At 42.4% G+C, this 15769-nt stretch carries 17 protein-coding genes; 9 read left to right on the plus strand and 8 right to left on the minus strand.

Going from position 1 to position 15769, the window contains the following annotated elements; genetic code table 11:
- The first annotated feature begins 5 nt into the window (after positions 1-5).
- Positions 6-959, plus strand: coding sequence for a DMT family transporter (locus MHI53_RS11715; RefSeq protein ID WP_061141941.1), 954 nt, complete (start codon positions 6-8; stop codon positions 957-959).
- A 35-nt stretch (positions 960-994) separates the two neighbouring features.
- Here the strand turns inward: MHI53_RS11715 and MHI53_RS11720 are convergent, their stop codons facing one another.
- Positions 995-2080 (minus strand): MBL fold metallo-hydrolase, encoded by a 1086-nt coding sequence (locus tag MHI53_RS11720; RefSeq protein ID WP_340373554.1) that lies wholly within the window; start codon positions 2078-2080, stop codon positions 995-997.
- A 238-nt stretch (positions 2081-2318) separates the two neighbouring features.
- Between MHI53_RS11720 and MHI53_RS11725 the strand changes: the two genes are divergently transcribed.
- Entirely contained in the window at positions 2319-3068 is a 750-nt protein-coding gene (locus tag MHI53_RS11725; protein WP_061141939.1) for a type II toxin-antitoxin system SpoIISA family toxin, read from the plus strand.
- Complete coding sequence (locus MHI53_RS11730) at positions 3069-3248, plus strand: hypothetical protein (RefSeq protein ID WP_061141938.1); 180 nt, start codon at positions 3069-3071, stop codon at positions 3246-3248.
- Between the two features lie 267 nt (positions 3249-3515).
- Here the strand turns inward: MHI53_RS11730 and MHI53_RS11735 are convergent, their stop codons facing one another.
- Positions 3516-4478 carry a sensor domain-containing diguanylate cyclase gene (locus MHI53_RS11735; protein ID WP_061141937.1) on the minus strand — a complete coding sequence of 321 codons (963 nt, stop codon included), beginning with the start codon at positions 4476-4478 and terminating at the stop codon, positions 3516-3518.
- A gap of 444 nt (positions 4479-4922) precedes the next feature.
- On the opposite strand from MHI53_RS11735, the gene MHI53_RS11740 reads away from it, so the two are divergent.
- Positions 4923-7493, plus strand: a complete 2571-nt coding sequence (locus MHI53_RS11740; RefSeq protein WP_340373555.1) for a DEAD/DEAH box helicase — start codon at positions 4923-4925, stop codon at positions 7491-7493.
- Between the two features lie 89 nt (positions 7494-7582).
- Here the strand turns inward: MHI53_RS11740 and MHI53_RS11745 are convergent, their stop codons facing one another.
- Positions 7583-7789 carry a YqaE/Pmp3 family membrane protein gene (locus tag MHI53_RS11745; protein WP_061141970.1) on the minus strand — a complete coding sequence of 69 codons (207 nt, stop codon included), beginning with the start codon at positions 7787-7789 and terminating at the stop codon, positions 7583-7585.
- A 198-nt stretch (positions 7790-7987) separates the two neighbouring features.
- Here MHI53_RS11745 and MHI53_RS11750 point away from each other — a divergent pair, with 198 nt between their 5' ends.
- Positions 7988-8674 carry a hypothetical protein gene (locus tag MHI53_RS11750; RefSeq protein WP_340373556.1) on the plus strand — a complete coding sequence of 229 codons (687 nt, stop codon included), beginning with the start codon at positions 7988-7990 and terminating at the stop codon, positions 8672-8674.
- 63 nt (positions 8675-8737) lie between these two features.
- On the opposite strand, the gene MHI53_RS11755 is transcribed toward MHI53_RS11750, so the two are convergent.
- Positions 8738-9049 (minus strand): hypothetical protein, encoded by a 312-nt coding sequence (locus tag MHI53_RS11755; RefSeq protein ID WP_061141934.1) that lies wholly within the window; start codon positions 9047-9049, stop codon positions 8738-8740.
- A 356-nt stretch (positions 9050-9405) separates the two neighbouring features.
- Between MHI53_RS11755 and MHI53_RS11760 the strand changes: the two genes are divergently transcribed.
- Both MHI53_RS11760 and MHI53_RS11765 read left to right on the plus strand, forming a co-directional pair.
- Positions 9406-9792, plus strand: coding sequence for a DUF948 domain-containing protein (locus MHI53_RS11760; protein WP_061141933.1), 387 nt, complete (start codon positions 9406-9408; stop codon positions 9790-9792).
- 94 nt (positions 9793-9886) lie between these two features.
- On the plus strand, positions 9887-10252 hold the full coding sequence (locus tag MHI53_RS11765; protein WP_061141932.1) for a DUF948 domain-containing protein: 366 nt from the start codon (positions 9887-9889) through the stop codon (positions 10250-10252).
- A 179-nt stretch (positions 10253-10431) separates the two neighbouring features.
- Here the strand turns inward: MHI53_RS11765 and MHI53_RS11770 are convergent, their stop codons facing one another.
- Both MHI53_RS11770 and MHI53_RS11775 read right to left on the minus strand, forming a co-directional pair.
- A complete protein-coding gene (locus tag MHI53_RS11770; protein ID WP_061141931.1) occupies positions 10432-10623 on the minus strand; it encodes a DUF3934 family protein in 192 nt (63 codons plus the stop codon).
- 179 nt (positions 10624-10802) lie between these two features.
- The gene (locus MHI53_RS11775) at positions 10803-12134 is read right to left on the minus strand and encodes an oligosaccharide flippase family protein (RefSeq protein WP_061141930.1); all 1332 of its coding nucleotides are present in this window, start codon (positions 12132-12134) and stop codon (positions 10803-10805) included.
- 335 nt (positions 12135-12469) lie between these two features.
- Here MHI53_RS11775 and MHI53_RS11780 point away from each other — a divergent pair, with 335 nt between their 5' ends.
- Complete coding sequence (locus MHI53_RS11780; RefSeq protein WP_155645443.1) at positions 12470-12754, plus strand: hypothetical protein; 285 nt, start codon at positions 12470-12472, stop codon at positions 12752-12754.
- Between the two features lie 202 nt (positions 12755-12956).
- On the opposite strand, the gene MHI53_RS11785 is transcribed toward MHI53_RS11780, so the two are convergent.
- Complete coding sequence (locus tag MHI53_RS11785) at positions 12957-14393, minus strand: amino acid permease (protein WP_061141928.1); 1437 nt, start codon at positions 14391-14393, stop codon at positions 12957-12959.
- A 149-nt stretch (positions 14394-14542) separates the two neighbouring features.
- Between MHI53_RS11785 and MHI53_RS11790 the strand changes: the two genes are divergently transcribed.
- Positions 14543-14734, plus strand: a complete 192-nt coding sequence (locus MHI53_RS11790; RefSeq protein ID WP_061141927.1) for a hypothetical protein — start codon at positions 14543-14545, stop codon at positions 14732-14734.
- Positions 14735-14755: 21 nt separating this feature from the next.
- Here the strand turns inward: MHI53_RS11790 and rocF are convergent, their stop codons facing one another.
- Positions 14756-15709 (minus strand): arginase, encoded by a 954-nt coding sequence (rocF, locus tag MHI53_RS11795; RefSeq protein ID WP_340373557.1) that lies wholly within the window; start codon positions 15707-15709, stop codon positions 14756-14758.
- Between the last annotated feature and the right edge of the window lie 60 nt (positions 15710-15769).

The raw sequence follows: 15769 nt of genomic DNA on the forward strand, positions 1-15769 counted from the left end.
AAACCATGAAATCCCGAACATTTGCATACATGCTGGCGATAATACATGCAAGTATAGTCGGCTTATCTTTTTTGTTCACGAAGATGGCCATTGCAGAATCGAATCCGCTGGATACATTGGCATTCCGATTCACCGTCTCATTCGTCATCATTTTATTGCTTGTCGCCATGAAAGTCATTAAGGTGAATTATACGTGGGAATCGATAAAGTACTTGATTCCTCTTTCATTATTATTCCCGACTCTTTTCTTTGCGTTTCAAACTTTTGGGTTAAAATATTCACAATCGACGGATGCTGGAATTTTATCTGCCTTTACCCCGATTCTAACCATGATGATCGCTGGATATTTTTTGAAGGAGAAAACTTCTTTATATCAAAAGCTTTCAATTGTTTTATCAGTAATGGGAGTCATTTTTATTTTTGTGGTGAAAGGGAGTACCATCAATTTTTCCGATATGCTTGGAATGATATTGATTCTGCTATCCTGCATTGCTACCGCTTGTTATACAACGATGACACGTTCACTCGCCAAGGATTATACACCAGGTGAAATGTCCTTTTTCATGATGGGAACGGGTTTCGTCATTTTTAATGCTGCCGCGCTATTTTCCCATCTGAAGCAAGGTTCGATGGAGGAATTCCTCTCACCATGGTCAAGCATGGAATTCATCAGCTCCATTTTGTATTTGGGAATATTGGCTTCCCTGGTTACCTCGTTATTGTCGAATGCGATTTTAACAAAAATCAAAGCGTCGCAAATGAGCGTGTTCGCCAACCTCTCCACAGTTGTCACGATTGCTGCAGGAGCGATCATCTTGCATGAAAAGATCACCATTTATGATATTACGGGGTCGATACTGATCATTTTAGGTGTGGTTGGCACGAATTACTTTGGAGGGAAGAAAGAGCCTTCCTTAAAGTTGAATTTCGGATATAAGCAGGAACGAAGTGTGAAATGAAAGAAATGGTCCACCCCAATCGGGATGGACCATTTTTACTTCCACCATTCTGTTTGCGGGAATTCTTTTGCACCGATCTGTACTGGTTCTCCCAGTTGCGGGGTACAGACCTGAACGTCAAGTTCATTGGCGGCTTTGGTTACCCGTACGATCGGATCTGTCCAATCATGAAAGGAGAGGGTGAATCCAGCCCAATGAATCGGGATCATCCTTTTTCCTTGTACATCGATATGTGCTTGAACCGTTTCTTCAGGCATCATATGAATCGTGGACCAGCGTTCATCATATTGGCCGCATTCCATCAAGGTTAAATCAAATGGCCCGTATTTCTCGCCGATTTCTTTAAAGTGGGTCCCATAGCCACTATCGCCGCTGAAAAATATGTTTTGCCGCTCACCATTGATCACCCAGGAACACCAAAGCGTGGTATTGCCATCCGTTAAACTCCGTCCGGAAAAATGCCTGGCAGGGGTACAGACTAAATGCAAACCCTTGAATGAAACCTCATCCCACCAATTATGTTCTGAAATTAATTCTTCGTTAACGCCCCAGCGCTCCAGATGTCCCCCGACACCGAGGGGAACGATGAACTGCCCCACTTTGCCTTTCAAGTTCTTTATTGAGTGATAATCCAAATGGTCATAGTGGTCATGCGACAGTATAACGGCATCGATAGGTGGCAGCGAATCCAGGTCAACGGGCAGCTCGCCGCTAAACCGCTTGTTGCCGAACCAAGGAAAGGGAGTGGGGGCCTTGCCGAACATAGGGTCCACCAGGATCGTTTTACCATCCAATTCCAACATGAAGGCGGAATGGCCAAACCAGGTAATCTTATTGGAATCATCAGCGGCCATCCCTTTTGTGTTAATCGTGATAGGGGTGTTTGGCCTTTTTTTCGGATTGCCTCTTATGTAATCCCGTAATATGGAGCCCGTATGCTTTAAACTCATCGCTTGACTTGTGGGGACCTGATTTTGGAATTTCCCATTGGCGAAATTATCTTTCTCATTGAACATTCTCACTTTTGCTTTCGTCGTCCTTTTCCCTAGTGGAGGATAAAGCTTAAGGAAAAGGAACAATAAAATAAAAGAAGAAACGATGATTTTTACAATTTTCAGCATGATGATGTTCCTCCATATAAATCAAATATTTTTGTTACTTATCATATCACAGAATAACTAAGGTTATTTACTAAGATGTCCCGTAAATATCCACCCTTGAGAAAGCGTTCTTTATAAAGTGAAACTTTAGGGGAGTGGCATAAGTTTCACAAATTCCAGGCAGGGAAAAGAGGTAGATGAAATGAATAATATAGAGAGAAGTTATATAAACGGCGTATGAGGGGCAGGGGGATAACGGTTGTTAATTTTTTTCAGAGTCTTTGTCTGGGCGGTGTTTTTTGCTTTATTGGCCTATGTTATCTTGTCTTGGAAATATAAAGACAAGATAAGTAAAAAAATCGAAGCGATCCGAAAAACCTGGTATATCATTTTTATACTGGGAGCGCTGATTTATTGGAATTTCTATCCGATGAGTATATTCAACGAGTGGAAAAACTTTTTGATCATGGCAGTTGTGTTCATTCTGATTGATATGTTTGTGTTCTTGAGCATGTATATATCGAAAATTGGCGACAATGAATTGTCCTACGCAACAAAAGCCGTTGCGGAAAGCGACAAGCTTTTAACGGACAATAGGGAAAAGGTCAAAAATATGTTTCACTTGTTAAAGAAAGAAGGAATACCTGAATACTATCAAACGAATAAGGAGTACCTGGCTTATTTGAGCATTCTTCTTCAAGCTTATGCTGCAAAGGAAGCGATGAGCGTGAACATTCTTCCTTTCAAGACGGAACAGGACAAGCAAATGGTGATGACTGGGCATCCTAACTTGAATGGCAGCACCATTCGTGCTACATTGGAAAGAGAAGATACGTATTATAATGATGAAGAAAAAATGGCACTCCAGCCAGTAAGCATTTTGATGGAACCATATATCCTTGACGTTAAATCGGAAAGCTTCGTTTCAGAAGTCGATTGTTTATTGATAGCATTACTGATCATGATGTTCGATATGGTCATAAAACAAAATCCAGGTGGTGAAGGTTAGATGAGCATTTATGATAAAGTCGGCAGTGAAGTTTCGGTTGCTGTAATCAAACCACAGGTTAAGATACCCGATGTTGGGTTAAGCCCGCATACCAAAAAAGTGATGAAACAGAACGAACGCGTTATCCTGAAAGATAAAGAAAAGTCGGCACGCTTCAGCCGCTTAAAAAGTGTTTTATAGGAATTAGGGCAGGGGGTTGTTCCTAATGCCTTATGATATTTGTGAAAAACCCGCATATACTATTCAAAACTAAAGAATAGGAAGGGTCTTTCAGAATATGAACAAAAAACCCGAGAGAGTGAACATCCCGGCCCCCTCCGCTTCACCATCCGAGCAACGGATACATAAAGATAATGCTGAATTGCTGAGGCTTTTACAAAGATTGAAAGCGAAACGATGGATTTTTTTAAGGTAAATGAAAGCCAGTCTCCAAGGAGAACTGGTTTTTTATTTTCCCGGTTGGAAATGATCGTCAGCCTTTTGGCGCGACTTTTTTTCCTTATACATGCTACGATCCGCCTTTTTCAACAGTGTCTCCATGTTCATCCCATCATGAGGATAAAAGCTCATCCCTATACTTGCGGTAATGAAATAATCATTTCCATTAATGAGGATGGGCATCGTCGATAAACGATTCGATAAAAACTCGGCACTGCTGTGCGTTCTGTTGATTAAATCCTCACCTTGCGATGGATGAAGTAATACAATGAATTCATCACCACCAATACGGCAGATGTGACTGTCCTCCTGTACGTTTTGCTGAAGGCACTCAGCCGTCAGTTTAATGACCAAATCTCCAACATCATGGCCAAAGGAGTCATTGAAGATTTTAAAATGATTAAGATCGATGTAAAGAATCGCCATTTCAGCATTCCGTTTATCTTTATTATAATCGAAATAATGATAGAGGAAGTTCCTATTATAAAGACCTGACAATTCATCCCTGATAATCCCATCTTCAAGGATGAGGGTTTGACATGCTAAAGAGGCGAGGGACTTAATCAGGATAGAATCATATTCTTTAAAATCGTAAGGTTCAATATCAAAGGCACATAAAGTCCCAAGCACCTTGCCGTCATATAAAAGCGGGGCGCCCATGAAACAACCATTGCCAATGTACTTCGTTAAAGGATGGTCACGAGTCAAAGCGTGTTCGGCTAAATTAGGAATGACAAGAGGCTCGGAGCCATTTTCGGCAGCCAATTTGCAAAATACCATATTATAAGGAAGAACGTCACCATCACAAATTAACCTTGCCTGTCTATTGAAGGATTTGATCGCGAAACTTTCCGTAGGGTGTAATATCGAGAGGTAGAATGTGTTGACCTTGATCGTCTTTGACAAAAGTGCCAACAATTCTTCCGCGATGCAGTCGAAATTTTTATAGTAATTGATATCCTGCTGTATCATTTCCAGGCTCCTTTATATGGATAATCTAATTAGCTTTCCAAAAATCATTGCTATTGAACGGCAAAGATACAAAAGCCGAAACGTGACAGTTGTCCGAATTTCCACTAAACTCGAATAAGAGCCAGGGTTCGTTCTGATTGGGAAGATTGAAGGCCCCTATGTTATTTTTCGGCCATTTATCGATTTCGTTAAATGTGTAAATGCACAATTCGCACATTAAATGAATTATACTGTAAATGAATTGACAAGAGTGCCATCGACCGCTAAACAAGCATTCGATTGGGCTGCCGCACATCATCGGCTATGCCGCCTTGGGGTAACTGAATCTTGGGAGAGGGCTGAATGATGGGTAAAAGGCTAGATGGCCCTCATGTAAAAAAATGTTTTGGAGAGGATAAAAGGTAAGCGTACCGTACATACAGGAACATTCAAAAGGGGATCATTATGGGTAAATTAGAAAGTATATATCCTATAGCTATAGAAAATACGAAGGAAAAAATCATGCAGGATATGAATTTTTACTTGGAGAGTAGAGAGACATTGCCTTCGTTTGTAACCTATGTATCAGACAGATTATCCTTCATTGAGCAAATCTGGCTTAATGTATGGTTGAATAAAGCATCAAATGATGTGCCAAGAAGGGAAAAAAAGGTGTTTCTGAACGAAAGGGGCTTCGTTACCGAGGGCTCGGATCATAAGCTGATCAACAGTATGTTCCGTAATGAATTAAGAACGTACCGACCATTTGACGCATTATCGTGGATGAGCGAAACCTTCGCGGAAAAGCAGGCTGATTGGGAAAAGAGATATAGAGAAGCGCGGGGGGATTTTTTCAAGAGGCAGGAAGAACAACGTCTCGCAAAGCAACGGTGGAAGATACGCATCCGACTGCAAGATGAGGCTAACTCATATTTTGAAGAAAGCTCACTTGTTTTATATTTGCATGTCAGGTCTTATATTGCCGGGGTTTTGGCAAAGGATCTTAAAAATAAGCCTAAATTCCAATATGTCGATCCATACCTGCTGGAAGAAAAATTGGTGGAAGAAGGCGGGTTCCAAGCAAATGAATATTTGATGGTCACGGACTTCTTTGAAGAATTGACAGGAGATATCCATTCCTTGTTCGATTGGGGAAAGAACCATTTTGAATACGAAAATTACTTTTATCGCTATGAGAGATTAGTTTCGGATTTGATACTGAAAATCGCCCCTGAAAAATACATGAATCATTTGCCTGTTCACTTGCATCATGATTTTTTGGAGTCTTATGGGGAAAGGCTGACCGTTCACGCCCTGCAAGATATCTTGAGAGATGAATTGGCTGATTTGTCCCAGGCCTGTTTCGATGAACTTCAAGAAGAATACGTTTCAGATTTATTGAACCTCGAGGGAATTCCTTTTGAAGAAACAGTTCATGAGGAAATCTTCGAAAAAGACGAGGCGAATAGAGAAAGAAGAAAAGCTGAAGCAATTGCCGAACAAGCCAAAAAGCAGGCAGAAGAGCAAAGGATGATCAATGACATTATTGGCAAGGCCTATACTCCATCATTAGGAAAAAAGGTCAGCTATATCTTGCACATCGGAGAGACCAACACCGGCAAGACACATCAGGCATTGCAAAAAATGAAAGATGCAGAAAGCGGTTTATATCTGGCTCCCCTAAGGCTGTTGGCGCTTGAAGTTTTTGATAAATTGAATGCGGATGGCGTACCTTGCTCATTAAAAACCGGTGAGGAAGAAAAGGCTGTCATGGGCGCAAAGCACACCTCAAGTACCGTTGAAATGTTCCATGAAAAGGATTACCACGAAGTGATCGTGATAGATGAAGCGCAGATGATTGCCGATAAAGATCGAGGCTTTGCCTGGTTTCGGGCAATTACGCAAGCAAATGCCAAAGAAGTGCACATTATCGGAAGCAATAATATTAAAAAGATGCTGTTGAATCTTCTGGATGAAGCGGAGTTGGAGCTCCTTGAATACAGACGAGAGATACCGCTTGAGGTGGAACAGCGTGAATTCGAATTGAAATATACGAAAAAAGGGGATGCCCTCATTTGTTTTTCGCGAAGGCAGGTATTGGAGACGGCATCGCGTCTGAAAGAGAGTGGACATAATGTCAGCATGATCTATGGCAGTATGCCACCTGAGAGCAGGAAACGGCAAATAGAGCTTTTCAATCGCGGGGAAACATCGGTTGTCGTTGCTACAGATGCAATTGGGATGGGTTTGAATTTGCCGATCCGGCGCATTGTCTTCCTTGAGAATGAAAAGTTCGACGGGACCCGAAGAAGGAGACTGACGTCACAGGAAATCAAACAAATTGCAGGCAGAGCGGGAAGAAAGGGCATTTATGATACGGGCAAGGTCGCCTTTACGGCAGAAATCAAAATCATGAATAGGTTGCTTGAACAAGCGGATGAACCAGTTCAAACCTTTACGATTGCCCCAACCTCTGCCGTATTCGAGCGTTTTCAAAAGTATTACCGGAACATGGGCACTTTTTTTGAAATGTGGGAGCGGTTCGAGCCCCCTAAAGGCACGAAAAAGGCTTCACTATCGGAAGAAAGGGAGCTGTACGAGCTGATAAGGGATACCCAAATCGAAGTTCGTTTTTCTTTGCTGGATTTGTATGGCTTCCTGCATATCCCTTTTTCTGCCAAAGAACCGAGTCTCATCAGGCAGTGGCTGGAGACTGTCGAGGCGATAGCCGAGAGCCATGATCTTCCTGAACCGATCATCAAGACTAGAAATTTGGAGGAGTTGGAGCTATCTTATAAGGCGATTGGCCTTCATCTCTTATTTTTATACCGCTTGGGTAAGAAAACAGAAGCCGTATATTGGGAGCGTATCCGTGAAGAAATCAGTGAGGGCGTTCATGATCAATTAAAGGATGAAATGTTGAATTACCAGAGAAAATGTAAACGCTGTGGAAAAAAGCTACCGGATGACTCACGTTTTCATATATGTGATGCTTGTTATCATAGAGGCCATAGGAAGACACACCGGTTGCATTGATCCGCTTCCTCAGGTCGTCCGGAGGGGGACAACGCAAAATGACGTACGCTACAAGTGTACGTCATTTTGCGTTGAAGGATGGGCAGTGCCTAATCATTTCGTTTCGCTTTGGCCAATAGAGCTGCTTGCCGCTTTAATCGTTTATCCGCCTTCTTATCATGCACCACAAAAAGGGCATGGATCAATCCGGGAATGTAGAAAAAAAGCGTGAGAATCAAATTGATCAGAGCGGAAATAGGTTTACCCGCTAACAATACGGCCAATGGAGGGAAAAGAATCGCGATGATATAGAGAATAATGAACACGCTCCAGTTTTTATTAATTGCCAAGCTGCCTTAAGGCTTGTATAGTCATTCCGTTTTTGTCATTGCGATGATATATATATGCTTGAGACCCACATTCATGCAGGGCGAGTCTTATGAATTCAGTAAAATCCTTTCACCGATATGCCGGCTTCTGTGTTAGAATTATCAGAAAACGCATCGGGGGTACGGATGTTCATGAGAAAAAAGATCGCCTGTTTGCATGCACACCATTCAAATATAGAATACATAGAAAAAGCATTTTCGCCATTCGATATGGAATGGCTTCATTTTGTAGATTCAGGATTGATGCATCGGGTGGCATCAGATGAAACGTTTACATTTTCGGATGCTTCGAAAAAAGTGAAAGAACAGATGGAATGGATGGTCGAATGTAATGTGGATGCCATCCTGATAACCTGCACGAACTATATTACTTTTTTAAACGAAGAACAGCTATCGCTGTCTATGCCCATCATCAAAATTGATGAACCATTTTTTGAGCTGGTTTGCCAAGTGCAGCAGCCGCAAGTGATGCTATTTACGAATCCTGCTACTGTCGAAGGAACGATGAAACGTTTAAACGTCCATTCAAGAAATTATGGGGGCGTCGATGTTGAAATCATCATCATCGAAAATGCCTTTGAATTGATCATGAAGGGTTTGAACGACACATATAACCAGGAGATCGTAAATCGCTTATTGCAATTCAATGAAGAAAAAAGACAGATTTCGGTGGCTCAGTTATCCATGGTCAAAGCAGCGATGAGCTATGAGCGTCTGACAGGAGATGCCATTATAAATCCGCTGCAGGCATTAGTCAGCTTCATGGCCACTCGACTGGATCTAAGGCCCTCAATTGAAAAAGAGCACATTTGAAGGGTCAGTTGTTAACTAAAAGGATAAGGCCCTCCCTGTATTGTAAAGCCTAGACAGGGGGATTCATTTATCCTTATTTCGGATTTGTTCACGGATGGTTTCAAGTTCATCCAAGGATAAAACCGTCAGGGAATTTCTTATTTCCTCCTCGACCCTTTTCCGATCAAGCTCCCTATATTCGTTCCACCAATCCCGCAAACCCTCAGTGTTTTCAAGAAGATACTCAATATCGATTTCTTCTTGCTCGTCATCTGATAAATATTTCATGACCGCTCCCAATAATCGATTGAGTTGGGCTATTTCATTTTCCACAACTGGTGAAGCGACATCTTTCTTTTTCTCAACATCTTTAGCTGGTACATTTCGCGTGGCCATAGGAACCTCCCTTTTTAGTAATAGTGTGCCTGAAAGAAAGGATTTCACAATCTTTTTTAAAAAAACCTGCTTATGGCAGGGAACAGTCCTTTAAAGGAAAGGGGTTAAATAACCCGTTATTTATTTCAGAAAAGACCTCGTTAGAATATATGTATTGCCGCATCAATCCTCAAAATCGCTTTTTCAACAAGTCAGCAAGTAAGTAGAAGAACGGGCATGTTCGGCATTCATCCGACCTTTCACCCTTTATTCGCTTGATGGAGGCAGGAAATGCTAATAAAGTGACTGGACAAGCAGGGACTTTAGGGAATGAAAGAAGGGGGAGGAGCATAAATTGAATGGAAGGGAGTGGATAGATGAAAATGTTCATCAAATTAAGTGTGGCCAGTGTCTCCGGTGCGGTTGTCTATTTAATTTATACGGTCAACCAGACGCTGCGTAAGGGCATGGGGACGCTGGAGGAAACAAATAAGACATTGGAAGAGGTAAGAAATGCCGTACATGGATTGACGCATGAGTCCAAACAATTGATCCACTCTGCAAATCAAATAACCGCAGATGTAAAGGGTAAGATGGAAAATGTCGACCCTCTTTTGGAAACTGCTCAAGACGTAGGCGAAATGATTCATAATGTAACGCATTCAATGAAGGAGGCCAGTTTGAATGATTCCAAAGATCGTTTAAGCACTCCTACAGCCCCGCCACAAGCGGAAGCAGAGGGCGTTCAAATCAAAATTAAATAAGTTGGTCAATTAAAAACACAAGTCACCCCGGTATCCACTCAAATATCCAAACCAATTGCATCAACACTTAACATTAGAGGGGGAGCTTTTTATCATGATTATCCAATATAGTATAGCCGCGATCGCTTTGGCGTTCATATGGCTCGTCGTTTTTTTGATCGGTACTCTTCAAAAAGGTATGGTGACGATAGGTGAAGCCAATAAAACATTGGAAGAGGTAAGAAATGCCATCCACGATTTATCGGGTGAATCGAAACAACTATTGCAGACGGCAAACGACATCACCGACGATGTGAAAGCGAAAATGAAAACCGTCGAACCGCTATTGGATTCCGCTCAGGATGTTGGGGAAGCGATTCATTCGGTGACGGACTCCGTCAAAAAAGCCACAAACGGATTTCGGACAGAGTTTTCACCGAAAAAAATCAATTCAATCAAACCGAAAAGTCAAATCAAGTAATGGGAATATAAAAAAAACACGAAAGACACTACCGTATGGGGAGTGTCTTTTTTTTAGTATGTATGATAATGGACGTTTACCTTGATGGTTCCTCGAGTGAAATATCGGCCCCGAGTCTCATACAGATTTCCAACCTCCTGTATGAGAATATGGAACATCAAGCTGTCATGAAGTTGTCTTTATTTATCCGTTTTTTCACCACTCGGGTTGCCTGCAGATTTAGAGTCGTTGGAATGCTTGACTCCTTTACTTACATAAGGTTTTGCGCTTTTTTTCTTGTTGGCGCCCGTTTTCCAACGATTCCAGCCCTTCTTGCCCGTTCCTGTTCCTGTGCCTTTACCCGTACCACTCTTAGCCTTAGCTTTACTCATGAAATCACTCCATTACTATATGTATGGTTTACTTAAACCATTTTACTTGATTATTACCCAAGTATGTTGAAATATACAGCAACCAAGGTGATATGTACAGGGAAAGGCTCATTTTTTTTAACCTGAACCTTCAAAACGACAAGCTGGTTGATCATGAGGGAGTGCCTCGATCAACCTTCTCACTTAATGGATATCGATCTGGATTTCGTTAAGAAGATGCTTATCCCGATTTTTTTGCAAATGGTCAAGTAATGCATGAACGTTAGCAAAACAGCTCCTGTATTCATCCCTAAAATGATTCCTCCCATATTAAGTGAAGCTTGGGAGCCAAGGATATACATCATTAAAAAGGCGACGATATGTGACCAGACCGTGTGAATGAAAGCGTCTTTCACCAATCCTAAGCCAATGAGATAGGCTTGCATGGGAATGACAAAGAAATGAAAGAGAAAGTAAGGACATAATAACTTTAAATAGTAAGTTGCAGAGGTTGAAGAAAAAAAGAGTGAGGTCAATGGTTCGGCAAAGAAATAAATGAAACACACCGCAGGTACCCCATACAATACGGTAAAAGACATCGATTTTTGCAATAATACCCTCAACTTTTCCTTGTCCTGATTCTTGTACGCGTTCGAAACATTCGGGATGAGCATGATCATCAGGGAATGTGCGATAAAGGCCGGGAAAAACCCAATGGTCATCGCAACTCCCGTGAGCATACCGAAATGCTCCGTAGCCACCACGGCCCCGAATCCAGCCGAAAGAAGTGCTGTATGAATCAAAAATGGCTGAATCGCATTCGTTATTGCATGGAAAATCCTTAACCCCATGGTTGGCAGCGATACCGCCAATAATGTCTGCCGGGCATGCTTTCCAGTTGTTCGTGTGTTCGTTCCGCGTCCCATGATCCTCATTTGCAGAATCAGGAGATTGACCAAGTAAAGAAAAACGATGAACTCACTGCCGATCAATACGAAAAAGGCCATTAACAGCGACTTTTCTTGATTGAAATGGAATAAGTTGAAAATGAAGAAAAGCAAGCCAAATTGAATAATATCTTTCAAAAAATTGGAAAAGGCGATTTTCCCCATTTGTTGGACACCCATGAAATACCCTCTCGCGATGGAAGAAAAGGCGACGATAGGGATCAAGATGATGAGCAGCCATTTAATATAGGGGTGATAGCGGTCCATGACGGATGAAAAAGAAAGGATGAAAGGCATGACCACACACATGATCAAGACGACGACTGCAGCCATTTTAAGCGCATGGATGATAAGGTTATAATGCATGGTCCGTTTATTTTCTGCAACGAATTTTGATATGGAAATATGTAATTCAAGGCTGGCTATCACATATATCAAAAAGAAAATGGGCAATAGGGACATATATAATCCCATGCCCTCCTCGTGTAATTCCCTGGCTAGGATCATGTTCACCAAAAACTCGATACATTCACCGAAAAACGCTGCAATAATCAAGATGAGCGTTCCCTTATAAAAAGACTTCATGTTGGCCCACTCCTAACAAGGTGTTTGTATATAGATATGAGACATGCCATGGAATATTCATAAGGAACTCCGTCCGAGGAGCTGCATTCCTGAGTCATCGCCCTGAAGATCCTGACGCTCATGAACCGAAATGTTCAGTAAGAATCACTGAAAGGAGGAAACTTCACTTCCATTCTCCATCATCAACTAAGCGCTTCCTTCATCCTTTTCTTCCACAAAAAATAAATGGTGCCGCACTTGTGTCAGATAATCTATTCCAGCTTTATGGAAGTCTTGAATTTCGCTTTGTAATTGAAGATTTATTTTGTTATCCTGTAGCAGAGGGGATGATCAATATGAAATTCACATCTATAAGTCCAGCAAACATAGATGAATTGTGCATTGCGTTTGAAAGCTGCCTTACGAGGCATGACATCACATTTAAATATGTCGACATGAGGGAAGAGAATGGGATCATATCGTTCATATTTTGCAATGACCCGGAAGAAGCAAGGTCTGTCGAATTGGAAAGCGACCGCTTCATAGGATTGGAAACGGATTACATAGCCAAGGAAATTTTGGAGCCCATCCTGCCGAGGTTGAAAGAATTTGCACAAACTAACAATCATCGATTCGGATGATTTTTTTTGAAGTGAATTGGGGTGAAGCTGAAATTCACCATCCTATACATGCTATCATCCGGCAAATCGGGATATGCAAAAAGAAGAAGCAGCCTTATGTGTGGAACAGCAGGCTGCTTCTTCTTTTTGATATGGGTAGCGGATGCGGGAAGTCACGTCGTGATCAATCAATGGGTGACCTCTCTCCTTCGCTTTAGTGGTGTTAAATCACCATTTTTTTACCCTCGGTCAATTGCACTTCCTGTTGAGAAGTACCCGCTTCCTTGGATTTCTTCACTTTAAAGTGGTACACCGCATAACAACCAATGAAGAACGCTCCGCCGCAATAAAGGGCCATGCGCTGCTCGGGAACAAATGCCAAACTGATCATGACGATGCAGTTAGCTATTAAAGCAAGTATTGGAATGATCGGGTATAGCGGCACTCTGAATTTGAGGTCTTCTGCCTTGCCGCCTTGGCGGACATAGGCCCTCCTAAAAGCGAGCAGGCACGCGGCAATGGCTATCCAGCCAATTTGAGCCCCAAGACCTGCAAGGGAAAGAAGGAAAACAAATACCGTTTTTGCAGCGATGACGCTAGAAAGTAAAGACAATCCAGCGATGGCTAGGGTGATGAGTAAAGCATTGAGAGGAACCCCTCTCTTGTTTACCATACCGAGCTTCGGACTGGCCATGCCTTCCCTTGATAGCGAGTACAGCATTCGTGTCGCTGCATAAAGACCGGAGTTCGCGACTGACAATAGGGCGATTAAGATGATGAAGTTCATGATGTCAGCCGCATAGGGAACGCCTATACTATCCAGTACAACAACGAAAGGACTTTCAACGATTCCCGCTTTTTCCCTTGGAATCAGCGCAGAGAGTACTGAAACAGATAGGACAAAGAAGAAAAGGGTTCTCCAAACCGTTTGTTTAATGGATTTAGGTATGACCTTTTCCGGATTTTCACTTTCTCCAGCAGCAATTCCGATCAACTCTGTGCCCTGGAAGGAAAAGTTCACGGTAATCATCGTGATAAGCAGGGCGGAAATGCCGTTCGGGAAGAGGCCTTCATTGAAGAAATTCGAGAAAAACGGCGCTTCTTGGCCGCCCTTCATATCAATAAGACCAAACATGGCGGCACCGCCAACACCGATAAACAGGATGATGGCCAATACCTTTATGCTTGAAAAAACAAACTCCGATTCGCCGAAGGCTTTGGCCGATAGAGCGTTGAGCATGAAGATGAGCAACGCGAAGATCGCACACCACATCCACACGGGTGATTCAGGAAACCACCTTTGCATAAGCTGTCCTGCTGCCAAAAATTCCAAGGCAACGGTAACGGCCCACCCTAACCAGTATAGCCATCCTATGGCAAAGCCGGTTCCAGGACCGATGAATTTGGTCGAGTAGGTTTGAAACGAACCGGCTACGGGCATCGCAACGGATAGTTCACCTAGACACAGCATGGTCAAATACATGATTAACCCGCCGACTATGTAAGAGAGGATCGCACCAAGCGCTCCTGCTTCATGAATGGTGTAGCCAGATCCAAGGAAAAAGCCTGTACCAATACATCCCCCTATTGAAATCATGAATAGATGTCTTGCTTTCATGCTCCGTTTTAATTCATTTGGTTGATTTTCTGCTGTTTTCATTGAAAAACTCCTTTACCTGATGGGTGCAAACGGTTTCATTTATGTTAGAACGGTATTAGGGAATATGTGTTTTTCCATGCACATGTGTAAAAGATTGATTTTGAATCTAAGTTGCTGTTGAATTCCCTCGGATAAGAAATCACTTCTACATGCCGGGCAATGTGAACGATGCCGGTGCAGAAATAATTTCGATAGTGCCGATCAATAAAGAAAAGGAAGCCAAGCGTCAGGAAATCAGGGATGGTAAACTTGCTCCTTTTATGCTCATCCATCAAGCATTCTTACGAAGCATGGGCTTTTTCAATGGAGAATCCATGAATGAAAGCTTAATATATTCCTAGCTTGTCTTGCATTAATGGCCTCTATTTCACATCTGCCAGCATATCAGCTGTGACAAAATGATTCTCTGCTCCATATAATAATTTTTCGCCAAGAAGTGAACCCATTAGAGCAACTGCCACTTCAGCCGTTTTATTATGCTCGTCCAAAATTGGATTGATCTCGACAAACTCTGCTGATGTGATGATATTAGCTTCAGCCAGCATTTCCATCGCAAGGTGGCTCTCGCGGTAGCTGATTCCTCCCATAACAGGTGTCCCCACGCCAGGTGCATCATCCGGATCAAGTCCATCAAGATCTAAGGATAAATGTACAAGATCCGTGCGTTCCTTCAGGTAGGCTATCGATTCTTCCATCACTCTTGTCATGCCCATTCTATCAATCTCATGCATGGTAAAAACTTTAATTCCTTTCTCTCTAATCAACTCTTTTTCCCCTTGGTCCAAGGAACGGGCCCCAATGATGACGATATTTTCCGGTTTGACTTTCGGGGAGTATCCGCCAATGCTAGTAAGGGCAGGGTGTCCAAGTCCCAAACTTACTGCCAGCGACATCCCGTGTATATTTCCCGATGGGGAGGTTTCCGCCGTGTTCAAATCACCATGAGCATCATACCAAATGACTCCTAAGTTCTCGGAATGCTTGGCTAAACCTGCTAACGTGCCAATGGCAATGCTGTGATCGCCACCTAATACTAGTGGAAAGCGATTCGATCGGATGACTTCATCCACTTTTTGGCTCAGTTTTTCATTGCCTTCCGCTACATCTTGCAGATTCTTTAAATTTGTGTCTGAGTCACTTTGTGCTCTTTCTTGTATCTCTACTCTTATATCGCCTTCATCATGAACAGTATAGCCAATGTTTTCAAGTCTCTCGCTCAATCCTGCATATCTAATGGCACTTGGCCCCATATCGACTCCTCTTCTTGTCTGGCCAAGATCCATCGGGACTCCAATGATTGATATTTCTTTTTTCATGAATGATTCTCCCCTTTCAGTTTTCTCCCCTAGTATAAGGGTAAAAGGATAGATGACTCA

The sequence above is a fragment of the Peribacillus sp. FSL E2-0218 genome, assembly GCF_037992945.1.
Lineage (GTDB): Bacteria > Bacillota > Bacilli > Bacillales > DSM-1321 > Peribacillus > Peribacillus simplex_B.

Bases quoted from the DNA above. Each gene is read 5' to 3' on its own strand.
- MHI53_RS11715 (WP_061141941.1), top strand. From the start codon at position 6: ATGAAATCCCGAACATTTGCATACATGCTGGCGATAATACATGCAAGT.
- MHI53_RS11720 (WP_340373554.1), bottom strand. From the start codon at position 2,080: ATGCTGAAAATTGTAAAAATCATCGTTTCTTCTTTTATTTTATTGTTC.
- MHI53_RS11730 (WP_061141938.1), top strand. From the start codon at position 3,069: ATGAGCATTTATGATAAAGTCGGCAGTGAAGTTTCGGTTGCTGTAATC.
- MHI53_RS11735 (WP_061141937.1), bottom strand. From the start codon at position 4,478: ATGATACAGCAGGATATCAATTACTATAAAAATTTCGACTGCATCGCG.
- MHI53_RS11740 (WP_340373555.1), top strand. From the start codon at position 4,923: ATGGGTAAATTAGAAAGTATATATCCTATAGCTATAGAAAATACGAAG.
- MHI53_RS11750 (WP_340373556.1), top strand. From the start codon at position 7,988: ATGTTCATGAGAAAAAAGATCGCCTGTTTGCATGCACACCATTCAAAT.
- MHI53_RS11755 (WP_061141934.1), bottom strand. From the start codon at position 9,049: ATGGCCACGCGAAATGTACCAGCTAAAGATGTTGAGAAAAAGAAAGAT.
- MHI53_RS11760 (WP_061141933.1), top strand. From the start codon at position 9,406: ATGAAAATGTTCATCAAATTAAGTGTGGCCAGTGTCTCCGGTGCGGTT.
- MHI53_RS11765 (WP_061141932.1), top strand. From the start codon at position 9,887: ATGATTATCCAATATAGTATAGCCGCGATCGCTTTGGCGTTCATATGG.
- MHI53_RS11770 (WP_061141931.1), bottom strand. From the start codon at position 10,623: ATGAGTAAAGCTAAGGCTAAGAGTGGTACGGGTAAAGGCACAGGAACA.
- MHI53_RS11775 (WP_061141930.1), bottom strand. From the start codon at position 12,134: ATGAAGTCTTTTTATAAGGGAACGCTCATCTTGATTATTGCAGCGTTT.
- MHI53_RS11780 (WP_155645443.1), top strand. From the start codon at position 12,470: ATGAAATTCACATCTATAAGTCCAGCAAACATAGATGAATTGTGCATT.
- MHI53_RS11785 (WP_061141928.1), bottom strand. From the start codon at position 14,393: ATGAAAACAGCAGAAAATCAACCAAATGAATTAAAACGGAGCATGAAA.
- MHI53_RS11790 (WP_061141927.1), top strand. From the start codon at position 14,543: ATGCCGGGCAATGTGAACGATGCCGGTGCAGAAATAATTTCGATAGTG.
- rocF (WP_340373557.1), bottom strand. From the start codon at position 15,709: ATGAAAAAAGAAATATCAATCATTGGAGTCCCGATGGATCTTGGCCAG.